This is a genomic window from Stutzerimonas chloritidismutans, from assembly GCF_038562055.1.
Lineage (GTDB): Bacteria > Pseudomonadota > Gammaproteobacteria > Pseudomonadales > Pseudomonadaceae > Stutzerimonas > Stutzerimonas chloritidismutans_A.
The window spans coordinates 59,347-82,157 of the sequence record NZ_JBCFXD010000001.1 but is presented as its reverse complement, the minus strand read 5'-3'; the positions used below and the strand labels follow the sequence as shown (position 1 = coordinate 82,157).

The 22,811-nt window shown below is 62.7% G+C and carries 24 protein-coding genes; 7 read left to right on the top strand and 17 right to left on the bottom strand.

Annotated features, from left to right (window positions below; genetic code table 11):
• Window positions 1–83: 83 nt before the first annotated feature.
• From AAGW23_RS00410 to AAGW23_RS00385, 6 genes are all read right to left on the bottom strand, one after another.
• Window positions 84–1,556 (bottom strand): NCS1 family nucleobase:cation symporter-1, encoded by a 1,473-nt coding sequence (locus AAGW23_RS00410; RefSeq protein WP_342404357.1) that lies wholly within the window; start codon window positions 1,554–1,556, stop codon window positions 84–86.
• Between the two features lie 403 nt (window positions 1,557–1,959).
• Window positions 1,960–3,660 carry an urease subunit alpha gene (ureC, locus tag AAGW23_RS00405; RefSeq protein ID WP_342404356.1) on the bottom strand — a complete coding sequence of 567 codons (1,701 nt, stop codon included), beginning with the start codon at window positions 3,658–3,660 and terminating at the stop codon, window positions 1,960–1,962.
• Between the two features lie 116 nt (window positions 3,661–3,776).
• Window positions 3,777–4,082 (bottom strand): urease subunit beta, encoded by a 306-nt coding sequence (locus AAGW23_RS00400; protein WP_342404355.1) that lies wholly within the window; start codon window positions 4,080–4,082, stop codon window positions 3,777–3,779.
• Window positions 4,079–4,588 carry an N-acetyltransferase family protein gene (locus AAGW23_RS00395; protein ID WP_342404354.1) on the bottom strand — a complete coding sequence of 170 codons (510 nt, stop codon included), beginning with the start codon at window positions 4,586–4,588 and terminating at the stop codon, window positions 4,079–4,081. Before AAGW23_RS00395 ends, AAGW23_RS00400 begins: the two co-directional genes overlap by 4 nt.
• 55 nt (window positions 4,589–4,643) lie before the next feature.
• Window positions 4,644–4,946, bottom strand: a complete 303-nt coding sequence (locus AAGW23_RS00390; RefSeq protein ID WP_342404353.1) for an urease subunit gamma — start codon at window positions 4,944–4,946, stop codon at window positions 4,644–4,646.
• 141 nt (window positions 4,947–5,087) lie between these two features.
• On the bottom strand, window positions 5,088–5,921 hold the full coding sequence (locus tag AAGW23_RS00385; protein ID WP_342404352.1) for an urease accessory protein UreD: 834 nt from the start codon (window positions 5,919–5,921) through the stop codon (window positions 5,088–5,090).
• A 485-nt stretch (window positions 5,922–6,406) separates the two neighbouring features.
• On the opposite strand from AAGW23_RS00385, the gene AAGW23_RS00380 reads away from it, so the two are divergent.
• The 5 genes from AAGW23_RS00380 to AAGW23_RS00360 are packed head-to-tail and all read left to right on the top strand — an operon-like array spanning window position 6,407 to window position 10,922.
• Complete coding sequence (locus AAGW23_RS00380) at window positions 6,407–7,270, top strand: branched-chain amino acid ABC transporter permease (protein WP_073298949.1); 864 nt, start codon at window positions 6,407–6,409, stop codon at window positions 7,268–7,270.
• Window positions 7,270–8,298 (top strand): branched-chain amino acid ABC transporter permease, encoded by a 1,029-nt coding sequence (locus AAGW23_RS00375; RefSeq protein ID WP_342404351.1) that lies wholly within the window; start codon window positions 7,270–7,272, stop codon window positions 8,296–8,298. The genes AAGW23_RS00380 and AAGW23_RS00375 overlap by 1 nt, the downstream gene beginning before the upstream one ends.
• On the top strand, window positions 8,291–9,058 hold the full coding sequence (locus AAGW23_RS00370) for an ABC transporter ATP-binding protein (RefSeq protein WP_102837429.1): 768 nt from the start codon (window positions 8,291–8,293) through the stop codon (window positions 9,056–9,058). Before AAGW23_RS00375 ends, AAGW23_RS00370 begins: the two co-directional genes overlap by 8 nt.
• Entirely contained in the window at window positions 9,045–9,752 is a 708-nt protein-coding gene (locus tag AAGW23_RS00365; protein ID WP_342404350.1) for an ABC transporter ATP-binding protein, read from the top strand. Before AAGW23_RS00370 ends, AAGW23_RS00365 begins: the two co-directional genes overlap by 14 nt.
• Window positions 9,753–9,776: 24 nt before the next feature.
• On the top strand, window positions 9,777–10,922 hold the full coding sequence (locus tag AAGW23_RS00360) for an ABC transporter substrate-binding protein (protein ID WP_342404349.1): 1,146 nt from the start codon (window positions 9,777–9,779) through the stop codon (window positions 10,920–10,922).
• 276 nt (window positions 10,923–11,198) lie between these two features.
• On the opposite strand, the gene AAGW23_RS00355 is transcribed toward AAGW23_RS00360, so the two are convergent.
• From AAGW23_RS00355 to urtA, 6 genes are all read right to left on the bottom strand, one after another.
• On the bottom strand, window positions 11,199–11,960 hold the full coding sequence (locus AAGW23_RS00355; protein ID WP_342404348.1) for an SDR family oxidoreductase: 762 nt from the start codon (window positions 11,958–11,960) through the stop codon (window positions 11,199–11,201).
• 218 nt (window positions 11,961–12,178) lie between these two features.
• Window positions 12,179–12,877 (bottom strand): urea ABC transporter ATP-binding subunit UrtE, encoded by a 699-nt coding sequence (gene urtE, locus AAGW23_RS00350; protein ID WP_342404347.1) that lies wholly within the window; start codon window positions 12,875–12,877, stop codon window positions 12,179–12,181.
• A 157-nt stretch (window positions 12,878–13,034) separates the two neighbouring features.
• Window positions 13,035–13,880: an urea ABC transporter ATP-binding protein UrtD gene (gene urtD, locus AAGW23_RS00345; protein WP_342404345.1), complete on the bottom strand. Its 846-nt coding sequence runs from the start codon at window positions 13,878–13,880 to the stop codon at window positions 13,035–13,037.
• On the bottom strand, window positions 13,877–14,956 hold the full coding sequence (urtC, locus tag AAGW23_RS00340; RefSeq protein WP_342404344.1) for an urea ABC transporter permease subunit UrtC: 1,080 nt from the start codon (window positions 14,954–14,956) through the stop codon (window positions 13,877–13,879). The genes urtD and urtC overlap by 4 nt, the downstream gene beginning before the upstream one ends.
• Window positions 14,953–16,524: an urea ABC transporter permease subunit UrtB gene (urtB, locus tag AAGW23_RS00335; protein ID WP_342404343.1), complete on the bottom strand. Its 1,572-nt coding sequence runs from the start codon at window positions 16,522–16,524 to the stop codon at window positions 14,953–14,955. The genes urtC and urtB overlap by 4 nt, the downstream gene beginning before the upstream one ends.
• A gap of 174 nt (window positions 16,525–16,698) precedes the next feature.
• Entirely contained in the window at window positions 16,699–17,967 is a 1,269-nt protein-coding gene (gene urtA / locus AAGW23_RS00330) for an urea ABC transporter substrate-binding protein (protein ID WP_342404342.1), read from the bottom strand.
• 491 nt (window positions 17,968–18,458) lie between these two features.
• Between urtA and AAGW23_RS00325 the strand changes: the two genes are divergently transcribed.
• Window positions 18,459–19,088 (top strand): pseudouridine synthase, encoded by a 630-nt coding sequence (locus AAGW23_RS00325; protein WP_342404341.1) that lies wholly within the window; start codon window positions 18,459–18,461, stop codon window positions 19,086–19,088.
• Window positions 19,089–19,110: 22 nt separating this feature from the next.
• Here AAGW23_RS00325 and AAGW23_RS00320 read toward each other — a convergent pair whose 3' ends face one another.
• The 5 genes from AAGW23_RS00320 to AAGW23_RS00300 all read right to left on the bottom strand — a co-directional run bounded on the left by AAGW23_RS00320 (window position 19,111) and on the right by AAGW23_RS00300 (window position 22,151).
• Entirely contained in the window at window positions 19,111–19,329 is a 219-nt protein-coding gene (locus AAGW23_RS00320; protein WP_046161811.1) for a DUF2788 domain-containing protein, read from the bottom strand.
• 162 nt (window positions 19,330–19,491) lie between these two features.
• A complete protein-coding gene (locus tag AAGW23_RS00315; RefSeq protein WP_342404340.1) occupies window positions 19,492–19,884 on the bottom strand; it encodes a globin in 393 nt (130 codons plus the stop codon).
• Window positions 19,885–20,014: 130 nt separating this feature from the next.
• Window positions 20,015–20,494: an Lrp/AsnC family transcriptional regulator gene (locus AAGW23_RS00310; RefSeq protein WP_019340274.1), complete on the bottom strand. Its 480-nt coding sequence runs from the start codon at window positions 20,492–20,494 to the stop codon at window positions 20,015–20,017.
• Between the two features lie 305 nt (window positions 20,495–20,799).
• A complete protein-coding gene (locus tag AAGW23_RS00305) occupies window positions 20,800–21,735 on the bottom strand; it encodes a cation diffusion facilitator family transporter (RefSeq protein ID WP_342404339.1) in 936 nt (311 codons plus the stop codon).
• Window positions 21,735–22,151, bottom strand: coding sequence for a polyribonucleotide nucleotidyltransferase (locus AAGW23_RS00300; protein WP_342404338.1), 417 nt, complete (start codon window positions 22,149–22,151; stop codon window positions 21,735–21,737). The genes AAGW23_RS00305 and AAGW23_RS00300 overlap by 1 nt, the downstream gene beginning before the upstream one ends.
• A gap of 178 nt (window positions 22,152–22,329) precedes the next feature.
• Between AAGW23_RS00300 and AAGW23_RS00295 the strand changes: the two genes are divergently transcribed.
• A complete protein-coding gene (locus tag AAGW23_RS00295; RefSeq protein WP_342404337.1) occupies window positions 22,330–22,794 on the top strand; it encodes a DEAD/DEAH box helicase in 465 nt (154 codons plus the stop codon).
• Window positions 22,795–22,811 lie beyond the last annotated feature (17 nt).

The following is a 22,811-nucleotide window of genomic DNA, read 5'->3' as shown; positions in this document are numbered from 1 at the left end:
ACCTTATCACGCGTCACGGGTCGTTCGGCGTGCTGAGTTGAGCCGACAGCTAGCCGGCTCGGCTCGGCTCGGCTCGGTGAGGGTCAGGCGCGATTCGTCAGGGGACGCGTCGCGCCCACCGGTACGATGTGTTTGCGCATCAGCAGGTAATGCACCACCGCGCCAAACAGCGCACCCAGCAACCAGGCGAAGCCGGACAGGCTTTCCAATCCGGGCATCCAGACCGACGCTACCGAGAACACCGAGCTGATGCCAAAGGCGATGATCGCCTTGCGATTCCACCCGGCGTTGAAGTAGTAGGTCGAGTTGGGCGCTGCGCTGAACAGTTGTTGCACGTCGAGTTGCTGACGGCGCACCAGGTAGTAATCGGCGACGATGATCCCGTACAGCGGCGCGAGCACAGCGCCCAGGGTGTCGACGAATGCGGCAATCCCCACTGCACTGATGAACGATACCCAGAGCGCGCCGATGAAGAAGGCGATCGCCGCGGTGATGTAGCCGCCGGTGCGGGCGCTGATTCGCGAAGGTGCCAGGTTGGCGATGTCATAGGCTGGCGGGATGAAGTTGGCGACCAGGTTGATGCCCACTGTGGCGGCGAAGAAAGTGACTGCCGCGATCAGCGTCAGGCCGACATTGTCGATGCGTGCCACGATGTCGGTGGGGTTGGTCAATGTTTCGCCAAACACCACCACGGTTCCGGCGGTGATGACCAGTGCGATCAGCGAGAAGATCGCCAGGCTCACCGGCAGGCCGAGAAAGTTGCCGATACGCATCTGCCGCTCATTCTTCACGAATCGCGCAAAGTCGCCGTAGTTGATCACGACCGCCGCGAAGTAGGCGACCATGGTGCCGACCACCGCAGCGAAGGCAGCAATCGGCCCGCCAGCATAGCTGCCAGTGCCGCTGAAGATCGTTCCCAGCGCGCCAGCGAGGCTGGGGCCAGCCTCGTAGCAGATGGCGATCATCATCGCGATCATCACCAGGTAGACCAGCGGGCCGGCCCAGTTGAGAAAGCGTGTTACCCAGTCCACGCCTCTCACGAACAATGCAACCTGGAATACACAGACGATCACGTAGGCGATCCAGTCGATGGTGGTCAGCCCCAGCAGGGTAGTCTCAGAACCAGGCCCTGCGAGCGTGCGGATCAGCAGCGCCACCGCAGTCGAAGCGAAGTAGGTTTGCACGCCGTACCAGAAAATCGCGACGATGCCGCGCACCACCGCCGGGAAGTTCGCGCCGCGCACGCCCATGCTGGCCCGTGCCATGACCGGGAAGGGGATGCCGTACTTGACGCTGGGCTTGCCGGTCAGCTGCACCAGGCCCATGACGATGAACCCCGCCAGCACGATCCCGGCCAGAACCGCCCAGCCATTCAGGCCATAGCTGATGAAGAGCGTCGCGGCCAGGGTGTAGCCGAACAGACTCTGAATATCGTTGGACCAGACGTTGAAGATCTCGAACCAGCCCCACTTTCGCTTGGCAGGCGCAAGGGGGGCGAGGTCTTCGTTATACAGGGTCGGGTCGATCTGTTTGATCTGGAAGTCGTCGTGATTCATGAGAGGCTGCTCTGTGCATGACTGTTGTCGGTTTTTGTATGCAGTTCTTGTTCCGAGTACCGCAGAGTCCGCTAGTTGAGGCCTTCACACCATCCTGAAAAGGTCTAGGGCCTGAAGTACAGCCTAGAATCAAAATTAAAACTGGTTTGGTTTTGTATACATAAATCCGGATTTGGTCGTGCGGGTTTCCGTGAGGGGGACGCCCGGCCGTGCGCCCGCAGGCTTTGTCCGATGAACAGGCCAACTCGCAACCCGGCTAGGTCAGGTCGTGGTCGTTCGATGTGTTTTTCGTCAGTGGGGCGGCTTCAATCAGCTCACCTGTGTGCACGCTTCGTGCGCATGCCAAGACTTAGCTGCACAAAAAAGGGCGGTCAATAGCCACCCTTTTCATCAATCGAAACGATCAGAACAGGAAGTACCGCTGCGCCATCGGCAGCACCTCGGCCGGCTCGCACCAGAGCAGCTGGCCATCGGCGCGCACCTGATAGTTCTGCGGGTCGACCTGGATGTCCGGTGTGTAGTCGTTGTGGATCAGGTCTTTCTTCTGCACCGAGCGGCAGCCTTTCACCACGCCTATCTTCTTCTTCAGCCCCAACTGCTCGGGCACGCCGGCCTCGAAGGCGGCCTGGCTGATGAAGGTAAAGCTCGACGCATGCAGCGAACCGCCGTAGCTGGCGAACATGGGACGGTAGTGCACCGGCTGCGGGGTCGGAATCGAGGCGTTGGCGTCGCCCATCAGGCTTGCGGCAATCGCACCGCCCTTGAGGATCAGGGTTGGCTTGACGCCGAAGAACGCCGGGCGCCAGAGCACCAGGTCGGCCCACTTGCCCACTTCGATGGAACCCACTTCGTGACTGACGCCGTGGGTGATCGCCGGGTTGATGGTGTACTTGGCGATGTAGCGTTTGGCGCGAAAGTTGTCGTTGCCCGCGCCGTCGCCGGGCAGGGCGCCGCGCTGCTTCTTCATCTTGTCGGCGGTCTGCCAGGTGCGGGTGATCACCTCACCGACACGGCCCATGGCCTGGCTGTCGGAGCTGATCATCGAGAACGCGCCGAGGTCGTGAAGGATGTCTTCGGCGGCAATGGTTTCGCGTCGTATGCGGCTCTCGGCAAAGGCCACATCCTCGGCGATGCTCGGGTCGAGGTGGTGGCAGACCATGAGCATGTCCAGGTGCTCGTCGATGGTGTTCTTGGTGAACGGCCGGGTCGGGTTGGTCGAGCTGGGCAGCACGTTGGGAAAACCGCAGGCCTTGATGATGTCCGGCGCGTGGCCGCCGCCGGCGCCTTCGGTGTGATAGGTGTGGATGGTGCGGCCCTTGAAGGCGCCGAGCGTGGTCTCGACGAAGCCGGATTCGTTCAGTGTGTCGGTGTGGATTGCCACCTGCACGTCGTATTGGTCGGCGACGCTCAGGCAGTTGTCGATGGCCGCCGGGGTGGTGCCCCAGTCCTCGTGCAGCTTGAGGCCGATGGCGCCGGCCTTGACCTGCTCGATCAGCGGTTCGGGCAGCGAGGCGTTGCCCTTGCCGGTGAAGCCGATGTTCATCGGGAAGGCGTCGGCGGCGTTGAGCATCATCGCCATGTGCCAGGGGCCGGGCGTCACCGTGGTGGCATTGGTGCCGGTAGCGGGGCCCGTACCGCCGCCGATCATGGTGGTGACGCCGCTCATCAGCGCCTCTTCGATCTGCTGCGGGCAGATGAAGTGGATGTGCGAGTCGATGCCGCCGGCGGTGAGGATCATGCCTTCACCGGCGATCACCTCCGTCGCGGCGCCGATGGCGATGGTCACGTCCGGCTGAATGTCCGGGTTGCCGGCCTTGCCGATGGCAGCGATGCGGCCGTCCTTCAGGCCCACGTCGGCCTTGACGATGCCCCAGTGGTCGAGGATCAGCGCATTGGTGATCAGGGTGTCGACCACGTCGGCGGCACAGAGCTGACCCTGGCCCATGCCGTCACGGATCACCTTGCCGCCGCCGAATTTCACTTCCTCGCCATAGGTGGTGAAGTCCTTTTCGACCTCGATCCACAGCTCGGTGTCGGCCAGGCGCACCTTGTCGCCGACGGTGGGGCCGAACATGTCGGCGTAGGCTTGGCGGGAAATCTTCATTGAATCTCATCCTGTCCGTAGGGTGGACAACGCGAAGCTTGTCCACCAGCAATCTGGGTGGTGGAAAAGCCTTCGGCGTTTTCCACGGGGTGGCCATCCACCCTGCGAATCTGTAATCAGAGCGCGCCCATCACCCGCCCGGCGAAGCCGAACACCCGCCGCTCACCGGCCAGCTCGACCAGTTCCACCTCGCGGCTCTGTCCCGGCTCGAAGCGCACCGCGGTGCCGGCGGGGATGTTCAGGCGCATGCCGCGGGCGGCGTCGCGGTCGAAAGCCAGCGCATCGTTGGTTTCGAAGAAGTGGTAGTGCGAGCCGACCTGTATTGGCCGGTCGCCGCTGTTGGCCACCGTTAGCGTCAGGGTACGGCGACCGGCGTTGAGCTCGATCTCGCCGTCCTGAATCTGGAATTCGCCGGGGATCATGGGTGGGGCGTCCTGTTCAGGGTCAGTTGCATCATGGTCAGGTCCAGCCAGCGGCCAAACTTGCAACCCACCTGGCGCATCTGCGCCGCATGGATGAAGCCAAGCTGCTGGTGCATGTGGATGGACGCGCGGTTCTCGCTCTCGATGGCCGCGATCATCACGTGCTTGTGCATCTCGCGGGCGCGCTTGATCAGCGCCTGCATCAGGCTGCGGCCGACGCCGCCACCGCGTTGGCCGGGGCGTACGTAGACGGAATTTTCCACGGTGTGGCGGAAGCCGTCGTGGGGGCGCCAAGGGCCGAAGGAGGCATAGCCGGCCACTTGTCCTTGATCGTCAAGCGCGACCAGCACCGGGTAGCCCTGTTCGTGGCGCTCGGCCAGCCAGGCGCGGCGGTTGTCGAGGTCGACGACCTTGTCGTTCCAGATCGCCGTGCTGTTCTGCACCGCGTCGTTGTAGATCTCTAGGATGCCTGCGAGGTCGGCGTCCAGGGCGTCACGTATCTGCACGTTGAGTTCCTTCAGTAACGGTTCAATTCGGCTGCAGTAGACATTGACCCGCGTTTCAGGGAATAGGTTGGTGCACCGTGACCAGCTTGGTGCCGTCCGGAAAGGTCGCTTCGACCTGGATCTCCGGAATCATCTCCGGCACGCCTTCCATTACCTGCTCGCGAGTGAGCAGCGTGGTGCCGAAGTGCATCAGCTCGGCGACCGTTTGACCGTCGCGTGCCCCTTCGAGCAGGGCGGCGGAGATGTAGGCCATGGCTTCCGGGTAGTTGAGCTTCAACCCGCGGGCGAGACGGCGCTCAGCTACCAGCCCGGCGGTGAAGATCAACATCTTGTCTTTTTCTCTTGGCGACAAATCCATAACAGCTCCAGTCGTGGGGGGGATGTCACTGTTCACATCCACCGGCTCGTGGCGGCAAACCACGCAGCGTTATTCAGAGCAGCGCGCACGCAGGCGCGCCGGGGTAGGGTGGGCAACGGCGAAGCCTTGCCCACCGATCATTCACGTACTCCAGATTCGTGGCGCTACCGCCTCGCGGCCCAGCCGTTCGGGGCGCAGTAATCGCCACAAATCAATCAACCAGGCGCGCGCATGCAGCGCTTCGTCGCAGAGGCAGCGCGCTACCACCAGGCCGGGCAGTTGCGTCAGATCGCCACGCACGCGGCTGGGCAATTCACGGCAGCGCTCGAGCAACTCGGGATCGATCACTCCGCTGACGATAAAGGTGGCGAACACGGGTTGGCCGTCGAGACCGATCGGCGAGTCCAGCAAGCCGTCGTTGCCCACCACTCGCTGGCGTTCGTGCCAGAGCAGTTCACCGTCGCGGCGGATGTTCAGCTGTGCCTGGAAGTGGCCCGCATCGAAGCGCTCGCCACTGGCCGGTCGGCCCAGTGCAATGATGTCCCAGTAGAACAGGCTGGCGTCACCCTCCAGTTCGATGGTGGTGCTGAGCTCGGCCTGCGCCGCTGAATAGACGATGGTTTCCTGCGGAAGCCATTCCAGCGTGGCGCCAGCCTCGACGCGCAAGTGCAGGTTCTGGAAGGCCGGGCCGCCAGCGCGATACCACTTCGCCGCGCCAGGGCTGGTCAGCTGTGCCCAGGCGCCGCTGCCTACAGCGGCGCTGATGTCCAAGCGATCGCCGCCGGCAATGCCGCCTGGCGGGTGCACGATGATGTGCTGACAGACCTCCGGCCCTTCGGGGTAGAGATGCTTCTGCACCCGCAGCGGCCCGCTGTGGCGGCGCAACACCGGACGTGTAGAGCCATCGAAGCGGGCGTAGGCCAGCTCGAGCTCGGCATTCCAATGAGGCGTGAACAGCGGAGTAAGGGCAGTCATGAGTCACAAGCCAGCATGTTGATGACTGACGTCGAGCAATTGTCATGCCTCCCGCGCCATGGCGGTGCGCTGGACGGGCCCGCGGGGTGGTAAGGCGATAAATGAACCGGTCCATGCGGCTCGGCTATCGGCCGCTGACGCCCCCGATTGGTGCATCGTAAAGCCACAACATTCATAGCGAACCAATTTGGTGCGAATGCCCCAGCGTTTTAATGGCGCGCTCCGCTTGATTTGACCCGTTATGCATTAAGGCTCGCTCTGCACAGGCTGGAGAGTCGCTGAAACAGATTGTTGCCAGCATCACGCTGCTTTATGGGCCTTTATCTCTTCCAAGCGGCTCGTTTGACGAGGGTGCAAGCGAGTGCCAATGTCAGTCAGGCGCAGTTCCGATGCTCCGCGGCGGTCGAGCGTTCGACCCGCTTGTCTGGCGCACACGGTAATCGCTCGGTGGCACCCATAAAAACAAGATCCACGGAGACGCCGTATTGAATCTATTGTTCCAGCAAGTGCTCAATGGCTTGACCTTGGGCAGCATCTACGGGCTGGTCGCCCTTGGCCTGACGCTCGTCTACGGCATCCTGCACATTCCCAACTTCGCTCATGGCGCCCTCTACATGGTCGGGGCCTTCGCGTCGTTCTTCTTCATGACCGATCTGGGCCTGCACTACTGGATCGCCATGCTGCTGTCCGGTCTGGTGGTGGCCGCGCTGGCGGTACTGTGCGAGCGGTTGGTGTTTCACCCGCTGCGCAACGCGCCGCCGATCCACGACAAGATCGCCGCCATCGGCATCCTGCTGTTTCTCGAAGCGGTGGTACAGATGTTCTGGGGCTCGGACTTCCGCCGCATGGCCTCGCCCTATGCCGGCATTCTCAACTTCGATGGGCTGATCATTCCCGAGCAGCGCCTGTTGATCATCGTCGGCGCCTTTACCCTGATGCTGGCGCTGCATCTGTTCCTGCGCAAGACGATGCTGGGCTCGACCATCATCGCCATGGCGCAGAGCCGTGAAGGTGCCTTCCTGGTTGGCATCGACTCGAACCGCGTGGCGATGTTGACCTTCGCCATCTCCGGCATGCTCGCCGCCTTCGCCGCCACCCTCTATGCACCGATCAACCTGGTGTATCCGGCGATGGGGCATCTGGTGATCATGAAGGCCTTCGTCATCATCGTGCTCGGCGGCATGGGCAGCATTCCCGGCGCCATCATCGGGGCGATGATCCTCGGCTTTGCCGAGAGCTTCGGCGGCTTCTACCTTTCTTCGGATTACAAGGACATCATCGCCTTCTCGTTGCTGGTGGTGATCCTGTCCTTCCGCCCGACCGGGCTGTTCGCCAAGGGGGCTCACTGATGCATCGGTTCGCCTCGTTACTGACTGGTCGCGGCTGCAAGCTGGTCCTGCTGGCCTTGGCCCTTGCGTTCCCACTGTTCGCCAAGAGCGAATACCAGGTGTACGTGATGGCCAGCGCCTTTATCTGGGCCATTGCGGTCTATGGCCTTAACATCATTACCGGCTACTGCGGCCAGCTGAACCTGGCCCACGGCGGTTTCTTCGCCATCGGCGCTTATGCGCTGGCCATCCTCACCGCTGACCATGGCTGGAACTTCTGGCCGGCGTTCGTGGCGGCGGCGCTGGTCTCGGCCGCCGTGGGCGCGCTGGTCGGCATCGTTTCGCTGCGCTTGAAGGAGCACTTCTTCGCCATCTTCACGCTCTGTGTCGGCTTCATCATCTACCTGCTGATCGACAAGTGGGAGGAGCTTACCCACGGCGCCATCGGCATCCGTAGCATCGCGGCGCCGGACGGCTTCGGGCTGGTGGACTTCAGCCAGACGGTGCCGTTCTACTACCTGGCACTGATGTTTCTGCTGTTGGCGATCTGGTTCGCCGGGCGCGTGGCCTCGTCCTTGCTGGGGCGCACTTTCATGGCGATCCGCAACGGTGATGCGCTGGCCCAATCGCTGGGCATCGATCTGATGCGCAACAAGCTGCTGGCCTTCGTCCTGTCGACCACCTATGCCGGTGTTGCCGGAGCGCTCTACGCCTCGATGATTCGCTTCATCGGTCCGGAGGAGGCCAACCCCAACCATACCTTCGACATGATCACCTACCTGCTGGTCGGCGGCTTCGGCACGCTGTTCGGGCCGCTGGTCGGCACTGTCGGGGTGGTCTGGATCACCCAGTCGCTGCAGTTCCTCGAGGACTACCGGATGATCATCTTCGGCCCGCTGATCGTGGTGCTGGTGATCTTCATGCCGCGCGGGGTCACCGGTACTTTCCTCGGCTGGAAACTGCGCAAGGACACCGAGGCGGCCCGCACCAATGATCCGCGAGCCGACAGCAAAGTTACTCCACGCCGCGAGGTGAACAACAATGCTTAAGGTCGAAAATCTGACCAAGATGTTCGGCGGCCTGGCGGCGGTGCACGATGTCAGCATCGAGTTCGAAGCGCGCAAGATCAACGCCATCATCGGCCCCAACGGCGCCGGCAAGAGCACCTTCTTCAACCTGATTTCCGGCGTACACAAGCCCAGCTCGGGACGCATCCTCATTGACGGGCATGACGTGTCACGGATGCGCTGCGACCATGTCGCCCGGCTCGGTGTCGGCCGGACCTTCCAGACCACGCACCTGTTCGAGCAGGCTACGGTGCTCGACAACCTCATCGTCGGCCACCGTTTGCGTACCCATTCGGGCCTGTGGGACGTGCTGATCAACTCCAAGCGCCTGCAACGTGAAGAGCGTGAATGCCGCGAGAAGGCCCGCGCCGCGCTGGATTTCGTTGGGCTGGCGCATCTGGAGAACCGTGTTGTGCTGGATATCTCCCAGGAAGAACGCAAGCGCGTGGCCTTCGCCCTGGCGCTGGCCACCGAGCCGAAGCTGGTGCTGCTCGATGAGCCGGCGGCGGGCGTCAACCCGGAGGAAACCGAAGGCCTTACGCTGCTGATCCGCAAGATGGCCGAGCACGGCCTGACCGTGTGCCTGATCGAACACAAGATGGACATGATCATGGGGCTGGCGGACAAGATCATGGTGCTCAACTACGGCGAGAAAATCGCCGAGGGCACGCCCGCCGAGATCAAGGCGAACCCGGCTGTGATCGAAGCCTACCTGGGGAGCGACTACGATGCTGCAGCTTGATCGGGTCGATGTCTGCTACGGCAGCTTCAAGGCACTCACCGAGGTCTCAATGACGGTGGGCGTCGGCGAGCTGGTGGTCCTGCTCGGCGCCAATGGCGCGGGCAAGACCACCCTGTTCAACACCATCAGCGGGTTGCTCAAACCGACCGCCGGCAGCATTACGCTGGAAGGCAAGCGCATCGACGGTCTCAAGCCTTCAGCATTGGTCGCCGCCGGCGTGGTGCATTGCCCAGAGGGACGCAAGCTGTTCCCGCAGATGTCGGTGGCGCAAAACCTCGCGCTCGGCGCCTACCTGCACCGCCGTGACAGCGCGGGCAACAAGCGCAACTTGCAGGAGGTGCTCGAGCTGTTCCCGATTCTCCATGACAAGCGCAACCAGCCGGCCGGCTCATTGAGCGGTGGCCAGCAGCAGATGGTAGCGATCGGCCGCGCGCTGATGAGCCGGCCACGGCTGCTGATGCTCGACGAGCCCTCGCTCGGGCTGGCGCCGCTGGTGGTCAACCAGATGTTCGAGGTGATTTCCCGCATCAACAAGTCCGGCACCAGCGTGCTGCTGGCCGAACAGAATGCCTTCGCAGCCTTGAAGATCGCCCACCGCGCCTACGTTATCGAGGGCGGCAGCCTGGTGATGGAAGGTGACCAGCAGGCCATGCTGGGTAACGAAGCCGTGCGCAAAGCCTACATCGGCGCCTGATCAGTCATGACCAAGGAGACAACAATGAAAACGCTCAAAGCGCTTGGACTGGCGATTGCCACCCTGACCGCGGCCCAGGCCAGCGGCGTATATGCCGAGCAGACGCTCAACATTGGTTTTACCGGCCCGCTCAGTGGCGGCGCTGCACTCTATGGCGAGAACACCCTGTCCGGCCTGCGCATGGCCGTGGAAGACACCAACCAGGCGGGTGGCATCAAGGTTGGTGACGAAACCTACAAGGTCAATCTCATCAGCCTCGATGACAAGTATTCGCCAAGCCAGGCGGCCACCAACGCCAAGCGCTTGGTGAAGGAATCGAATGCAGCGGCGGTGTTCGTTCCCCACACCGGCGGTGTGTTCGCCTTGCAGGATTTCAACGTCGCCGATGACTTCCTGATCATGGCCTACACCAGCGTGCCGTCCGTGACCGAACAGGGCAACCCGCTCACCGTGCGCATCCCGCCGGAATTTACCGGCTACGTCGATGCCTTTTCCGATTACGCGCTCGAACATTACGGCAAGAAACTCGGCATTGCCGGTGCGACGCACGAGTACGCCAAGATCTGGACCGACATGATCACCCAGGCGTGGAAGCAGAAGGGCGGCGAGATCGTCGAAAGCAACCCCATGGATTACAACAAGTCGGCCGATTTCTATACCGGTGTGAGCCGAGTGATTGCGTCGAACCCCGACGTGATGTTCGTCGGCGGCGCCTCGGAGCCTACCGGGCTGGTGATGCAGCAGGCACGTCAGATGGGTTTCCAGGGCGGCTTTATCGTCATGGATCAAGCCAAGCTGGATGAAATCGCGGCAGTGACCGGTGGGCTTGATCTGCTGGAGGGCGCGATCGGTGTGGTGCCGCTGTCCGAATACGACGGTGAGGAGGCGAGGGCCTTCGTCGAGCGGTACAAAAAGGCGCACGGCAAAGTGCCCGGCTCAGAGGCTGCCTATAACTACCTGGCCTTCCATGCACTGGCCAAAGCCATGGAGTTGGCTGGCAGCACAGAACCGCAGCAGGTCAGGGCAAAGATGGGCGAGGCGCTCAAGGCCATGGATCCCCAGTTCAATCTCTATTCGGTGCAGGGCATGACCGACAATGGCGGCTTCATCACGCCAACCACCATGGCGGTAGTGGAGGGCGGCAAGATCGTGCGCAAGGAGATCGAGTAAACCTCCTCAGCCAAACAGCTCCGGGGGCCGTTTCGGTGAAAGGCTTCGTCAGTCGGTCTCGACCCTCTTCATGCCTGCTCATCCGCTCCTCCCCTGACATCAGCCTCGCTTTCAAGCGAAGCGGGCTCAGAGCTCCGTCCGGCACAGCTTTTCTGTCGTCGCGATGCCTGATGCAGCCATCGGTGACGGAGGCATCACCGAAAGTGGGACGCATACGTTCGCCGTGATGAGGCACTTAGCCCGGAGGCGATACTCATGCATCCCTCTGCGCCGTCTTTACTGGTCCCGATCGATGTTGAACGGCGACCAGGCCTGTCGGGTCGGCATCACCTCGAGGCGGTTGATGTTGATGTGGTCTGGCAGGGTCGCGACGTAGAAGATCTGCTCGGCGATGTCCTCGGCGGTCAGCGGCGTGGTGCCGCGGTAAAGCTTGTCGGACGCTTCCTGGTTACCCTTGGTGCGGACCAGCGTGAACTCGGTCTCGGCCATGCCGGGCGCGATGTCGGTGACGCGCACGCCGGTTCCCAGCAGGTCACAACGTAGGTTGTAGCTGAACTGCTCGACGAATGCCTTGGTGGCGCCGTAAACGTGGCCGCCTGGGTAGGGCCAGTGGCCGGCGACCGAGCCGATGCTGATGATGCTAGAGCCCTTGCCCGTCTCGATCAGGCGCGGCAGTAGCGCATGAGTGACGTTCACCAGGCCGGTCACGTTGGTGTCGATCATGGTGTGCCAGTCGCTCAGGTCGACCTTTTGCGCAGGTTCCGGAGCGAGCGCCAGGCCTGCGTTGTTGATCAATGCCTTGACCTCACGAAAACCGTCGGGCAGCTCGGCAACCACCTGCTTCACTGCCTCGGCGTCACGTACGTCGAGCGTGGCGATGTGCACCGGGACCTTGGCCGACAGTTCTTGCTGCAGCGCTTCGAGCCGCTCCTGGCGGCGGCCAGTGAGCACCAGCGACCAGCCGGCCTCGGCGAAACGGCGGGCAGTGGCACGGCCGAAGCCGGATGTCGCACCCGTGATGAAAACCACGTTGTTCATGCAGGGACCTCTTGTCTGTTAGGCAGGCCGTATGCGGCCGACTCAGGGAGCTTACTGCGTCAGGTCGCCAAGATCAGCAGCCTGTCGCCCTGGACGAGTGAGGCCGGTCGGCTAAGGGGGTGATAAACGAAAAGGGGCGGGTAGGCTCGACGCTGTTTGAGTGCGGTTAGAACAGAGAATTCGGCGGTGGGTGGCTGCCGGATCAAACGTCTTGAACACTATATCGCTACCAGCCCCCGCACCCCCTCGGCCTCCATGGTCTCGCCGCGGCCTTGCTGGATGATCTCGCCGCGGCTCATCACCAGGTACTGGTCGGCCAGCTCGGCGGCGAAGTCGTAGAACTGCTCCACCAGCAAAATCGCCATGTCGCCCCGGGCGGCGAGCTTCTTGATCACCGCGCCGATTTCCTTGATCACCGAGGGCTGGATGCCTTCTGTGGGCTCGTCGAGGATCAGCAAGCGCGGCTGACTCGCCAGCGCGCGGCCGATGGCCAGTTGTTGTTGCTGGCCACCGGACAGGTCGCCGCCGCGGCGATGCTTCATTTCCTTGAGCACCGGAAACAGCTCATAGATGAACGAGGGCACTTCCTTGGCGTCCTTGGCGCTGAAGCGGGACAGGCCCATCAGCAGGTTTTCCTCAACCGTCAGCCGCCCGAAGATCTCGCGGCCCTGCGGCACGTAGGCGATGCCGGACTGGACGCGCTGGTGCGGTTTGAAGCCGGTGATCGGCTTGCCTTCCCAGTTCACCACGCCTTCCTTGGCCGGAATCAGGCCCATCAGGCATTTGAGTAACGTGGTCTTGCCGACGCCGTTGCGGCCGAGCAGGCAGGTGACTTCGCCGACCTGTGCCTCGAACGAGAGGCCTCGCAGGATGTGGCTGCCGCCGTAGTACTGATGCAGTTGCTGGACTTGCAGCATGTGCGACTCCTTCACTTTGGTGGTTAAGCCTCTGGCGTTATCCACCCTACGATTAGGTTTGCGTTGATGCGGCGTGGACGTTCGGCGGGCGTAGGGTGGATGACGCTCTATCCATCCCCCGTGGCGCCTCATCGGAGGATGAGCGGCGTTGAATCACTCAGCGCCCCAGATATACCTCGATCACGCGTTCATCGTTTTGTACGGTCTGCAGCGAACCCTCGGCGAGTACCTGACCCTGGTGCAGCACGGTGACGTGGTCGGCAATGGTGTCGACGAAGCCCATGTCGTGCTCGACGACCATCAGCGAGTGCTTGCGCGCCAGGCTCTTGAACAGCTCGGCAGTGAATTCGGTCTCGGCGTCGGTCATGCCGGCGACGGGTTCGTCGAGTAGCAGCAGTTGCGGGTCCTGCATCAGCAGCATGCCGATTTCGAGGAACTGCTTCTGGCCGTGAGACAGCAGCCCCGCCGGGCGATTGCGTGACGTTTCCAGGCGAATGGTGGCGAGCACTTCGTCGATGCGGTCCTTCTGCTCGCCGTTGAGTTTGGCCTTCAGGCTGGCCCATACCGATTTGTCGGTCTTCTGCGCCAGTTCGAGGTTCTCGAACACGCTGAGTGCCTCGAACACCGTCGGTTTCTGGAACTTGCGACCGATACCGGACTGCGCGATTTCCACCTCGCTCATGCGCGTCAGGTCGAGGGTGTCGCCGAAGAAGGCCGTGCCGCTGTCCGGGCGGGTCTTGCCGGTGATGACGTCCATCATGGTGGTCTTGCCGGCGCCGTTGGGGCCGATGATGCAGCGCAGCTCGCCAACACCGATGTACAGGCTCAGGTCTGTCAGCGCCTTGAAGCCGTCGAAGCTGACGTTGATGTCTTCCAGGCTGAGGATGGTGCCGTGGCGGGCATCCAGGCCTTTGGTCTTTACCCGGCCAAGGCCGATGGCATCGCGGCCGCTGCCGAGTGCATCTACGGGTTCGATCAGTTCGGGTACGGGTGCGGTTTTCATTCTTCGCCCCTCCGGCGCAGCAATCCGATGACGCCTTTCGGCAGGTACAGGGTGACGATGATGAACAACGCGCCGAGGGCGAACAGCCAGTACTCGGGGAAGGCGACGGTGAACCAGCTCTTCATGCCGTTGACGATGCCTGCACCGAGCAGCGGGCCGATCAGCGTGCCGCGTCCGCCGAGGGCGACCCAGACGGCGGCTTCGATGGATTGCGTCGGCGCCATCTCGCTGGGGTTGATGATCCCGACCTGTGGCACGTAGAGCGCACCCGCCAGACCACAGAGCACGGCCGAGAGCGTCCAGATGAACAGCTTGTAGCCGCGCGGATCGTAGCCGCAGAACATCAGCCGGTTTTCCGCGTCGCGCAGCGCTGTCAGCACGCGACCGAACTTGCTGCGCGCCAGTTGCCAGCCCAGCAGCAGGCTGCCGGTCAGCAGCAGTACGGTCGCCAGGAACAGCGCCGCACGGGTGGCCGGTGCAGTGATGTCGAAGCCGAGGATGCGGGTGAACCCGGTGAAGCCGTTGTTGCCGCCAAAACCGGTTTCGTTACGGAAGAAGAGCAGCATGCCGGCGAAGGTCAGCGCCTGGGTCATGATCGAGAAGTACACGCCTTTGATCCGCGAGCGAAAGGCGAAGAAGCCGAACACGAAAGCCAGCAGGCCTGGGGCCAACACCACCAGGCACATGGCCCAGAGAAAGCTCGAGGTGCCGTACCAGTACCAGGGCAGTTCGGTCCAGGCGAGAAAGCTCATGAAGGCAGGTAGCCCGTCACCGGCGCTTTCACGCATCAGGTACATGCCCATGGCATAACCGCCGAGGGCGAAGAACAGGCCGTGGCCGAGCGACAGCAGGCCGGCGTAGCCCCAGACCAGATCCAGCGCCAGCGCGACAATGGCGTAGCAGAGGATCTTGCCGACCAAGGTCAGCGTGTAGGCCGAGACATGGAAGGCACTGTCTGCCGGCAGCAGGTGCAGCAGCGGCATTGCCAGCAGAATGGCGAGGATCACGCCGAGGGCGATGACGGTCAGTGTCGGGCCGGCTTTCTGTGCGGCCGTGATTGCGAGTGGCTGGTTCAATCGATGACCCTCCCCTTGAGGGCGAAGAGTCCCTGCGGACGCTTCTGGATGAAGAGGATGATCAGCGCGAGGATCAGGATCTTGCCCAGCACGGCGCCGATCTGTGGTTCGAGGATCTTGTTGGCGATGCCGAGGCCGAAGGCCGCGAAGATGCTACCTGCCAGCTGTCCAACGCCGCCCAGTACCACCACGAGGAAGGAGTCGATGATGTAGCCCTGGCCCAGGTCCGGGCCGACGTTGCCGATCTGCGACAGCGCCACGCCGCCAAGGCCGGCAATGCCTGAGCCCAAGCCGAAGGCCATCATGTCGATGCGCCCGGTGGGCACGCCGCAACAAGCAGCCATGTTGCGATTCTGCGTCACCGCCCGCACGTTCAGGCCCAGGCGCGTCTTGTTCAGCAAGAGCCAGGTCAGCAGCACCACGAACAGCGCGAAGCCGATGATCACCATGCGGTTGTAGGGCAGCACCAGGTTCGGCAGCACCTGCAAACCGCCGGAGAGCCAGCCGGGGTTGGCAACCTCGACGTTCTGCGCACCGAATAGCACGCGCACCAGCTGAATCAGGATCAGGCTGATGCCCCAGGTCGCGAGCAGCGTTTCCAACGGGCGACCGTAGAGGTGGCGGATCACGGTGCGTTCGAGTGCCATGCCGACGGCGGCGGTGACAAAGAAGGCCACCGGCAGTGCCACCAGCGGGTAGAAGGCCAGCGAATCCGGCGCGAGCCGCGCCATCAGCACCTGCACCATGTAGGTGGTGTAGGCGCCGAGCATCAGCATCTCGCCGTGAGCCATGTTGATCACCCCGAGCAGGCCGAAGGTGATGGCCAGGCCCAGCGCGGCGAGCAACAGGATCGAGCCCAGCGACAGACCACTGAAAGCCTGGCCGAGCAGCTCACCGATCAGCAACTTGCGCTTGACCTGGGCGAGGCTGGTTTCAGCGGCCTTACGCACGCTGGCGTCCGTCTCGGTCTCATCGGCGAGCAAGTTTTCCAGCCGCACACGGGCCAGCGGCGCGCCGGTTTCACCGAGCAGGCGCACGGCGGCCAGACGCACGGCGGGGTCGTTGGCTCCCAGTTGCAGGTTGGCCAGCGTCAAGGTGAGGGCTTCGCGCACGGCCGGGTCGTCTTCGGCTTCGAGACGCTGTTGAAGTAGGGGCAGTTGTTCGGGTTGACCGCTGCGCTGCAGGCGCTTGGCGGCGCTGAGGCGGTCTGCCGGGTCGTCTGAGAACAAACGATGGCTGGCCAGCGCCGTGTTCAGCAGGCCGCGCAACCGGTTGTTCAGGCGCAGCTTCTTCGGCGTGCCGACGGGTTCGGCGTCGCCTTCGAGCGCGCGGTAGGTGTCGCCGTCTTGAAGAAAGGGGGTCTTGTTCTTGTCGATCACGATGCGGTTGGCGCGCAGCGCTTCGATCAGTGCCAGGCGCTCGGGCACCGGCGCAATGGCCCATGTTTCCAGCAGCTTGGCCTGTTTGGCCGGGCTGGCCTTGGCGTAATCGGCCGCTTCTCCGGCGTGCACTGCCCAAGGCAGGGCGAGCAGAAGCAGCAGCAATAATCGGTGCAGGGCAGTGTTCATCTGTGCATTCCCCAGGGGGCGCCGCGTGCTCTCTTGCCGGAGCTGGCAGCGGTGGGCAGGCGGATCAGAACGTCTCGACCAGGCGTCCCGATCCACCAACGAAAGCCGAGTGATCGTGGGTGGATGGGGACGCCTGGTCGGCGCGTCACCCATCCACCTCGACGATCACAGCGGTTAGTTCGACTTCACTGGGTGATCCGGCTTCTTGTCGTTGCCCGGAATGTAAGGGCTCCACGGCTGAGCGCGGACCGGGCTTTCGGTTTCCCAGACCACCGAGAACTGACCGTCGTCCTGGACTTCCCCGATCATCACCGGCTTGTGCAGGTGGTGGTTCTTCTCGTCCATGGTCAGGGTGTAGCCGCTCGGTGCTTCGAACGTCTGGCCAGCCAGCGCGTTGACCACAGGCTTGACGTCGGTGGTTCCCGCTTTCTCGACCGCCTGCGCCCACATGTGGATGCCGACGTAGGTGGCTTCCATCGGGTCGTTGGTCACGGCCTTGTCGGCGCCGGGCAGGCCCTTTTCCTTGGCGTAGGCCTTCCAGTGGCTCACGAACTTGTCGTTGACCGGGTTTTCGACCGACTGGAAGTAGTTCCACGCGGCCAGGTGCCCCACCAGCGGCTTGGTGTCGATACCGCGCAGCTCTTCCTCGCCGACCGAGAAGGCCACGACCGGTACGTCGGTGGCTTCCAGGCCCTGGTTAGCCAGTTCCTTGTAGAACGGCACGTTGGAGTCGCCGTTGATGGTTGAAACGACGGCCGTCTTGCCGCCCGCGGAGAACTTCTTGATGTCGGCGACGATGGTCTGGTAATCGCTGTGACCGAAGGGGGTATAGACCTCTTCGATGTTCGATTCCGGTACGCCCTTGCTGATCAGGAAGGCGCGCAGGATCTTGTTGGTGGTGCGCGGGTAGACGTAGTCGGTGCCGAGGAGGAAGAAGCGCTCGGCGCCGCCGCCGTCTTCGCTCATCAGGTACTCGACGGCCGGGATGGCCTGCTGGTTTGGCGCCGCGCCGGTGTAGAAGACGTTCGGCGACATTTCCTCGCCTTCGTACTGCACCGGGTAGAAGAGCAGGCCATCGAGCTCTTCATACACTGGCAGCACGGATTTGCGCGACACCGAGGTCCAGCACCCGAAAGTCACTGCGACCTTGTCCTGGGTCAGCAGCTGGCGGGCTTTTTCGGCGAACAGCGGCCAGTTGGATGCGGGATCGACCACCACGGGCTCGAGCTGCTTGCCCAATACGCCGCCGTTGGCGTTGATTTCGTCGATGGTCATCAGCGCCATGTCTTTGAGCGACGTTTCCGAGATGGCCATGGTGCCGGACAAGGAGTGCAGGATGCCGACCTTGATGGTTTCGGCAGCCTGCAGGGTGAACGGGAACAGACCGCTGAGCATCAGGGCACTGGCGGCGAGGGTGGACTTCAGTAGGGGACGGCGTTTCATTGTGGGCGGCTCCTTGGCTGTCCATGCGCAACTGTGGGTGGGTCCTTTGGTACAGGGAGCCCTATCGCAGCATCCGTGCCAATTCGCTGGAAGCCTTCTAGGTCGGTGCTTCAAGCAGATTTGGAAAATGCACTCTAACGGAGCGCCAGCGCCTGACCGTCCACTTTCGGGGCGTGTCACTAGGCGGTGGGGCATGTCGTGCACCGCGCTGGTGCGCTTCGTCTGTTGCGTCGTTTGACGTATTGATGGGTATCGTTTCGCGCCACGCCATCCTGCGGGGCGGTCGTGTGGCGCGATGAATCTGTGGGGGGCAGGGTGGATGTCGCTTTTCAGATCCACCGTTGGCCGCTGGGTGTTTCGTAGATGAATTGAACCCGCGATATCGGCCGCCGTGCGTTTGGCATTTATTGAGTTCAACCTGAATGGCACTGTCGCTTGCCGGCTAGCGGGGCTCGCCCTAGCATGACCGGCCTGTTCTTGAAGGCCTGGTCATGTCGCGTACTTCACCCCCACGTTCACCGCGCTCTGTTCAAGGGCGCACTCAGCTCCGCCGGGTCGCCAAGGCGCCGCCTGCCGCGCCGCGCCTTTTGCTGCTGAACAAACCGTTCGATGTGCTCACCCAGTTCAACGACGCCGATGGCCGCGCCACCCTGAAGGACTTCGTGTCGGTGCCCGGTGTGTACCCGGCCGGGCGGCTGGATCGCGACAGCGAAGGTCTGCTGCTGCTGACCAATGATGGGCAATTGCAGGCGCGCATTGCCGATCCCAAACACAAGTTGGCGAAGACCTACTGGGTGCAGGTGGAAGGAGACGTCAGCGCCGAGCAGCTGCAGCGGCTGCGCGAAGGGGTCGAACTCAACGACGGCATGACGCTGCCCGCTGAAGCCAGGGCGCTCGACGAGCCGCAGCTGTGGCCACGCACTCCGCCGGTGCGCTTTCGCAAGAGCGTGCCGACCAGCTGGCTGGAACTGGTGATTCGTGAAGGGCGTAACCGTCAGGTGCGCAGAATGACCGCAGCGGTTGGTCTGCCAACGCTGCGGCTGGTGCGGGTCAGGATCGGGTCCTGGTCGCTGGACGGTTTGCAGCCAGGCGAGTGGCGGGAAGTGGCTGCGCAGTTGTGAGGCGTCGGCAGAGCTAATCCGATCAGTGCGGAATGCCCTGGGTCACTTCGATGACATAGCCGATGATCGGCTTGGCCAGAAAGGCAAACAGGCACAGACCCAAACCCAGAAACAGGATGGCGGTGCCAAGGCGCCCGGCTTTCGACTTCTTCGCCAGGTCCCAGATGATGAAGGCCATGAAGGCCATCAGACCGCCGACCAGGACGATCATCATCCACTTCTCAAATACTTCAGGCTCCACGCGTTACTCCTGACTGACATCGACAAATACGCCCGAGGCTGGCCGGGCGCGGCAGCGGTGCAGTATACGCCCGCTGTGAGCGCTCAGCTGCCCTGGCAAATTGGACGACGCAGTGCTTGATGGGTTCGAGTGCGAGGGGCTGTTTCGAGCCTGGCTGTGTGATCAGTAGTGGGACTTGATCACGTCGATGCCCTTGTTGAGCACGGTGCGCCAGGCCTGAAGGTCTTCTTTCTCCAGTTGCCGATCATGCTGGCTGATGGTTTTCAGCAGGGCGGCGATCCAGAGGTCGTAGAGCTCGGGGCGGATATCCAGATGGCTGCGCGAATGGCTTTTGCCCAAGGCCTGGAGTTTGGTGTCGGGCATGCCGCGAGCGAACAGGACCAGGTTGAGGATGCCGGCCCGCAGCAGCTGTTTCTGCGCCGTCATGTCGGTTTTGACGAACTTTTCCCGCACCGCCGGCGAGCTGGCCAGAAAGGAGGCATAGAAGTCGTCGAAGAAATCGGCGCTCGCGCAGCAGCGGCCGTAGCTCTGCATGACGCGGTTGGTGTCTTTCATGAGGCATTTCCCTTGCACGAAGGCTGATCGCTGCGCCTGCCAGATACCATCGGAGGTGAGCGGAACAGAAAGGCGCGGATTATAGGCAATAGCCCTTCGAGCTGTGTGGGTTGCAAGTGTGAGCGGTGTCTCAGCCTCGCAAATGCTCCAGGGGCAGCTCGGTACTCGATGACACCTGCCGCAGGACAAAGCTCGACCGCACGCTGGTGACACCTTCGATGCGGGTCAGTGTGCCCAGCAGAAAGGCCTGATAGTGGTCCATGTCCGGTACCACGACCTTGAGTTGATAGTCGGCGTCCATTCCGGTGACCAGGCTGCATTCGAGTACTTCCGGACATTTACCGATCATCCCCTCGAAATGCTCGAAGCGCTCCGGCGTGTGCCGGTCCATGCCGATCAGCACGTAGGCGGTCAACGTCAGGCCGAGTTTCTTGCGGTCGAGAAGGGCCACCTGTCGGGCAATGTAGCCGTCGTCCTCGAGTTGCTTGACCCGCCGCGAACAGGGCGACGGTGAAAGGCCGATGCGCTCGGCCAGATCCTGATTGGAAATGCGCGCGTCGTGCTGCAATTCGGCAAGAATACGCAGGTCGTAGCGGTCAAGTTTGCTCATGAATGGCTGCTCGCGGGGTTTGATTGCGCTTAACTATGCATCCGGGCGCAATGATTGCGCAACAGGCCTCGATATGAGCAATATTCGCAAACATCTGCCGGGGCGTGGGGCGTAAGCTTTATCCAACTTCAGCCCCCGGCAGAACTGACGCGGTAGTTACCCCGCCGCGTCAACCGTATACCTTACCGAGGTCATCGGTCCGGGCCAGCACCGCCCACAAGGCGCTGTCGAAGAATCCGCCACAAGCGGCCAGCGAATTCAGAGCAGTATTGAAAAAAGACCACGTCTCGCCACGTGGTCTTTTTTTATGGGCTGGCGGTCGGTTCCAGGCTGGGTTGTGGCTTGACCACTTCCAGCGGATCGGCATGCACCAGCACCTCAGCGCGCGGGTACTTGGCGTGGATGGCGCCTTCGACCTGGTCACAAAGCGCATGAGCCTCGATCAGCGGCAGATGTCCTGGCAATTCGAGGTGCATCTGCACAAACCAGCGGGTGCCTGAAACACGGGTGCGCAGGTCATGGCAGCCGACCACGCCGGGTACCTCGCAGGCCAAGCGATGCATGTCCTCGCTGATGTCGGGCGGCAGTTCGGTATCCATCAGTACCGCACCGGCCTCGCGCACGATGCTCAGCGCACTCCAGAAGATGTAGATCGCGATGGCGATGCCGAATACGGCGTCAAGCCGTTCCCAACCGTACCCGCCGAGTACCAGCGCGACGAGGATGCTGCTGTTGAGTAGCAGGTCGGAACGGTAATGCAGCGAGTCGGCACGGATCGCCGTGGAGCCAGTTTCGCGCACCACGCGGCGCTGATACATCAGCAGCGCCACCGTTAGCGCCAGCGACAGCAGCATCACCGCGATGCCCAGGGTCGGCGCGCCTAGCGGCTGCGGATGCAACATGCGATCAACGCCCTGAACGCAGACCAGAATCGCACTCACCGAAATGAATGCGCCCTGACCAAGCCCGGCCAGTGCCTCGGCCTTGCCGTGGCCATAGCGATGGTCCTCGTCCGCAGGGCGCAGCGAGTAGTGCACCGCCAACAGGTTGAGCAGCGAGGCGGCGCCGTCCAGCAATGAGTCGGTGAGCCCCGCCAGCAAGCTGACTGAGCCACTCAACCACCAGGCCAGCGCCTTGCTGGCGGCCAGCGTCAGCGCGACCGCCAGCGCCAGTCGCGTGGCACGTCGCATCAACCTCGCGTGTTCAGTACTGACGCCTTTGCGCTCGCGGGTGTGCTGCATCAGGCGGCCGGACGCAGTCCGAAGGCGGCGAGTTGCTCGACGCTGCCGTTGTGCTGGATCAGGCGAGGATCATCCAAGGGCAGGCTGCGGCCGGTTTCAGTTTCGATGATGGCCTTGAGCTTGGCGTGGTCGATCACGCCGTCGGCACCGATGGCTTCTTGCAGTTTTTCCGGGGCCATGGAGTAGCTGTCGTCGGGCAGGTAGATCGCGCCGGTGGCGAAGTCGATGCCAAAGGCGATCAGACCGGGGATAAGGTAGAAAAGCAGGCCGACGGCATTGGCTACTGCGATGGCAGGATCGATCCTGCCATCGATCTGCCCGCGACGGTCAGGGTAGAACAGCGTGCCGCAGGCGGTCAGTTGGGTAAACAGGGAGACGGCCAGCACGCCGCCGATGACACGGGAACGAGTACGCATAAGGACCTCCGGGGAAAGTGGCGCAACTATACAAGGGCTGCGTGATGTTTTCCCGATATCAGACACTCCCGCTGCACCCTCTGTTCGGCATTGTTGCAATGCCCAGGACCATAACGCCGTACGCCGCTGCGCCAGGGCTTCGCCCCGTTATAATCGCGGCCCTCAAAGCGGAGGTCCCATGACTGCCCTGCCCATCGATGAAGCCCTGCCCGCACTGCGCCAGTCCTTGCTAGAGCGTGACGAAGCAGTGCTCGAAGCACCGCCCGGTGCCGGCAAGACCACCCGAGTGCCGCTGGCCTTGTTGAACGAGGCGTGGCTCGGGGGGCAGTCGATCGTCATGCTCGAGCCGCGCCGTCTGGCAGCCCGTGCGGCGGCTGAGCGCCTGGCCAGCGAGCTGGGCGAGAAGGTTGGCGAAACCGTCGGCTACCGCATCCGGCTGGACAGCAAGGTCGGGCCGAACACCCGCATCGAGGTTGTCACCGAAGGCATCCTTGCGCGTCGCTTGCAGGACGATCCAGCCCTTGAAGGCGTGGGGCTGGTGATCTTCGATGAGTTTCACGTTTTGCTAAATGCGCAGGAAGTCGCATTGTCTTGTCAGAAAAGCCAGCCACGTCTCGCCTCAGGCTTTGGTAGCTGCCAGTAGGTGGAGTCGGGTAGGTG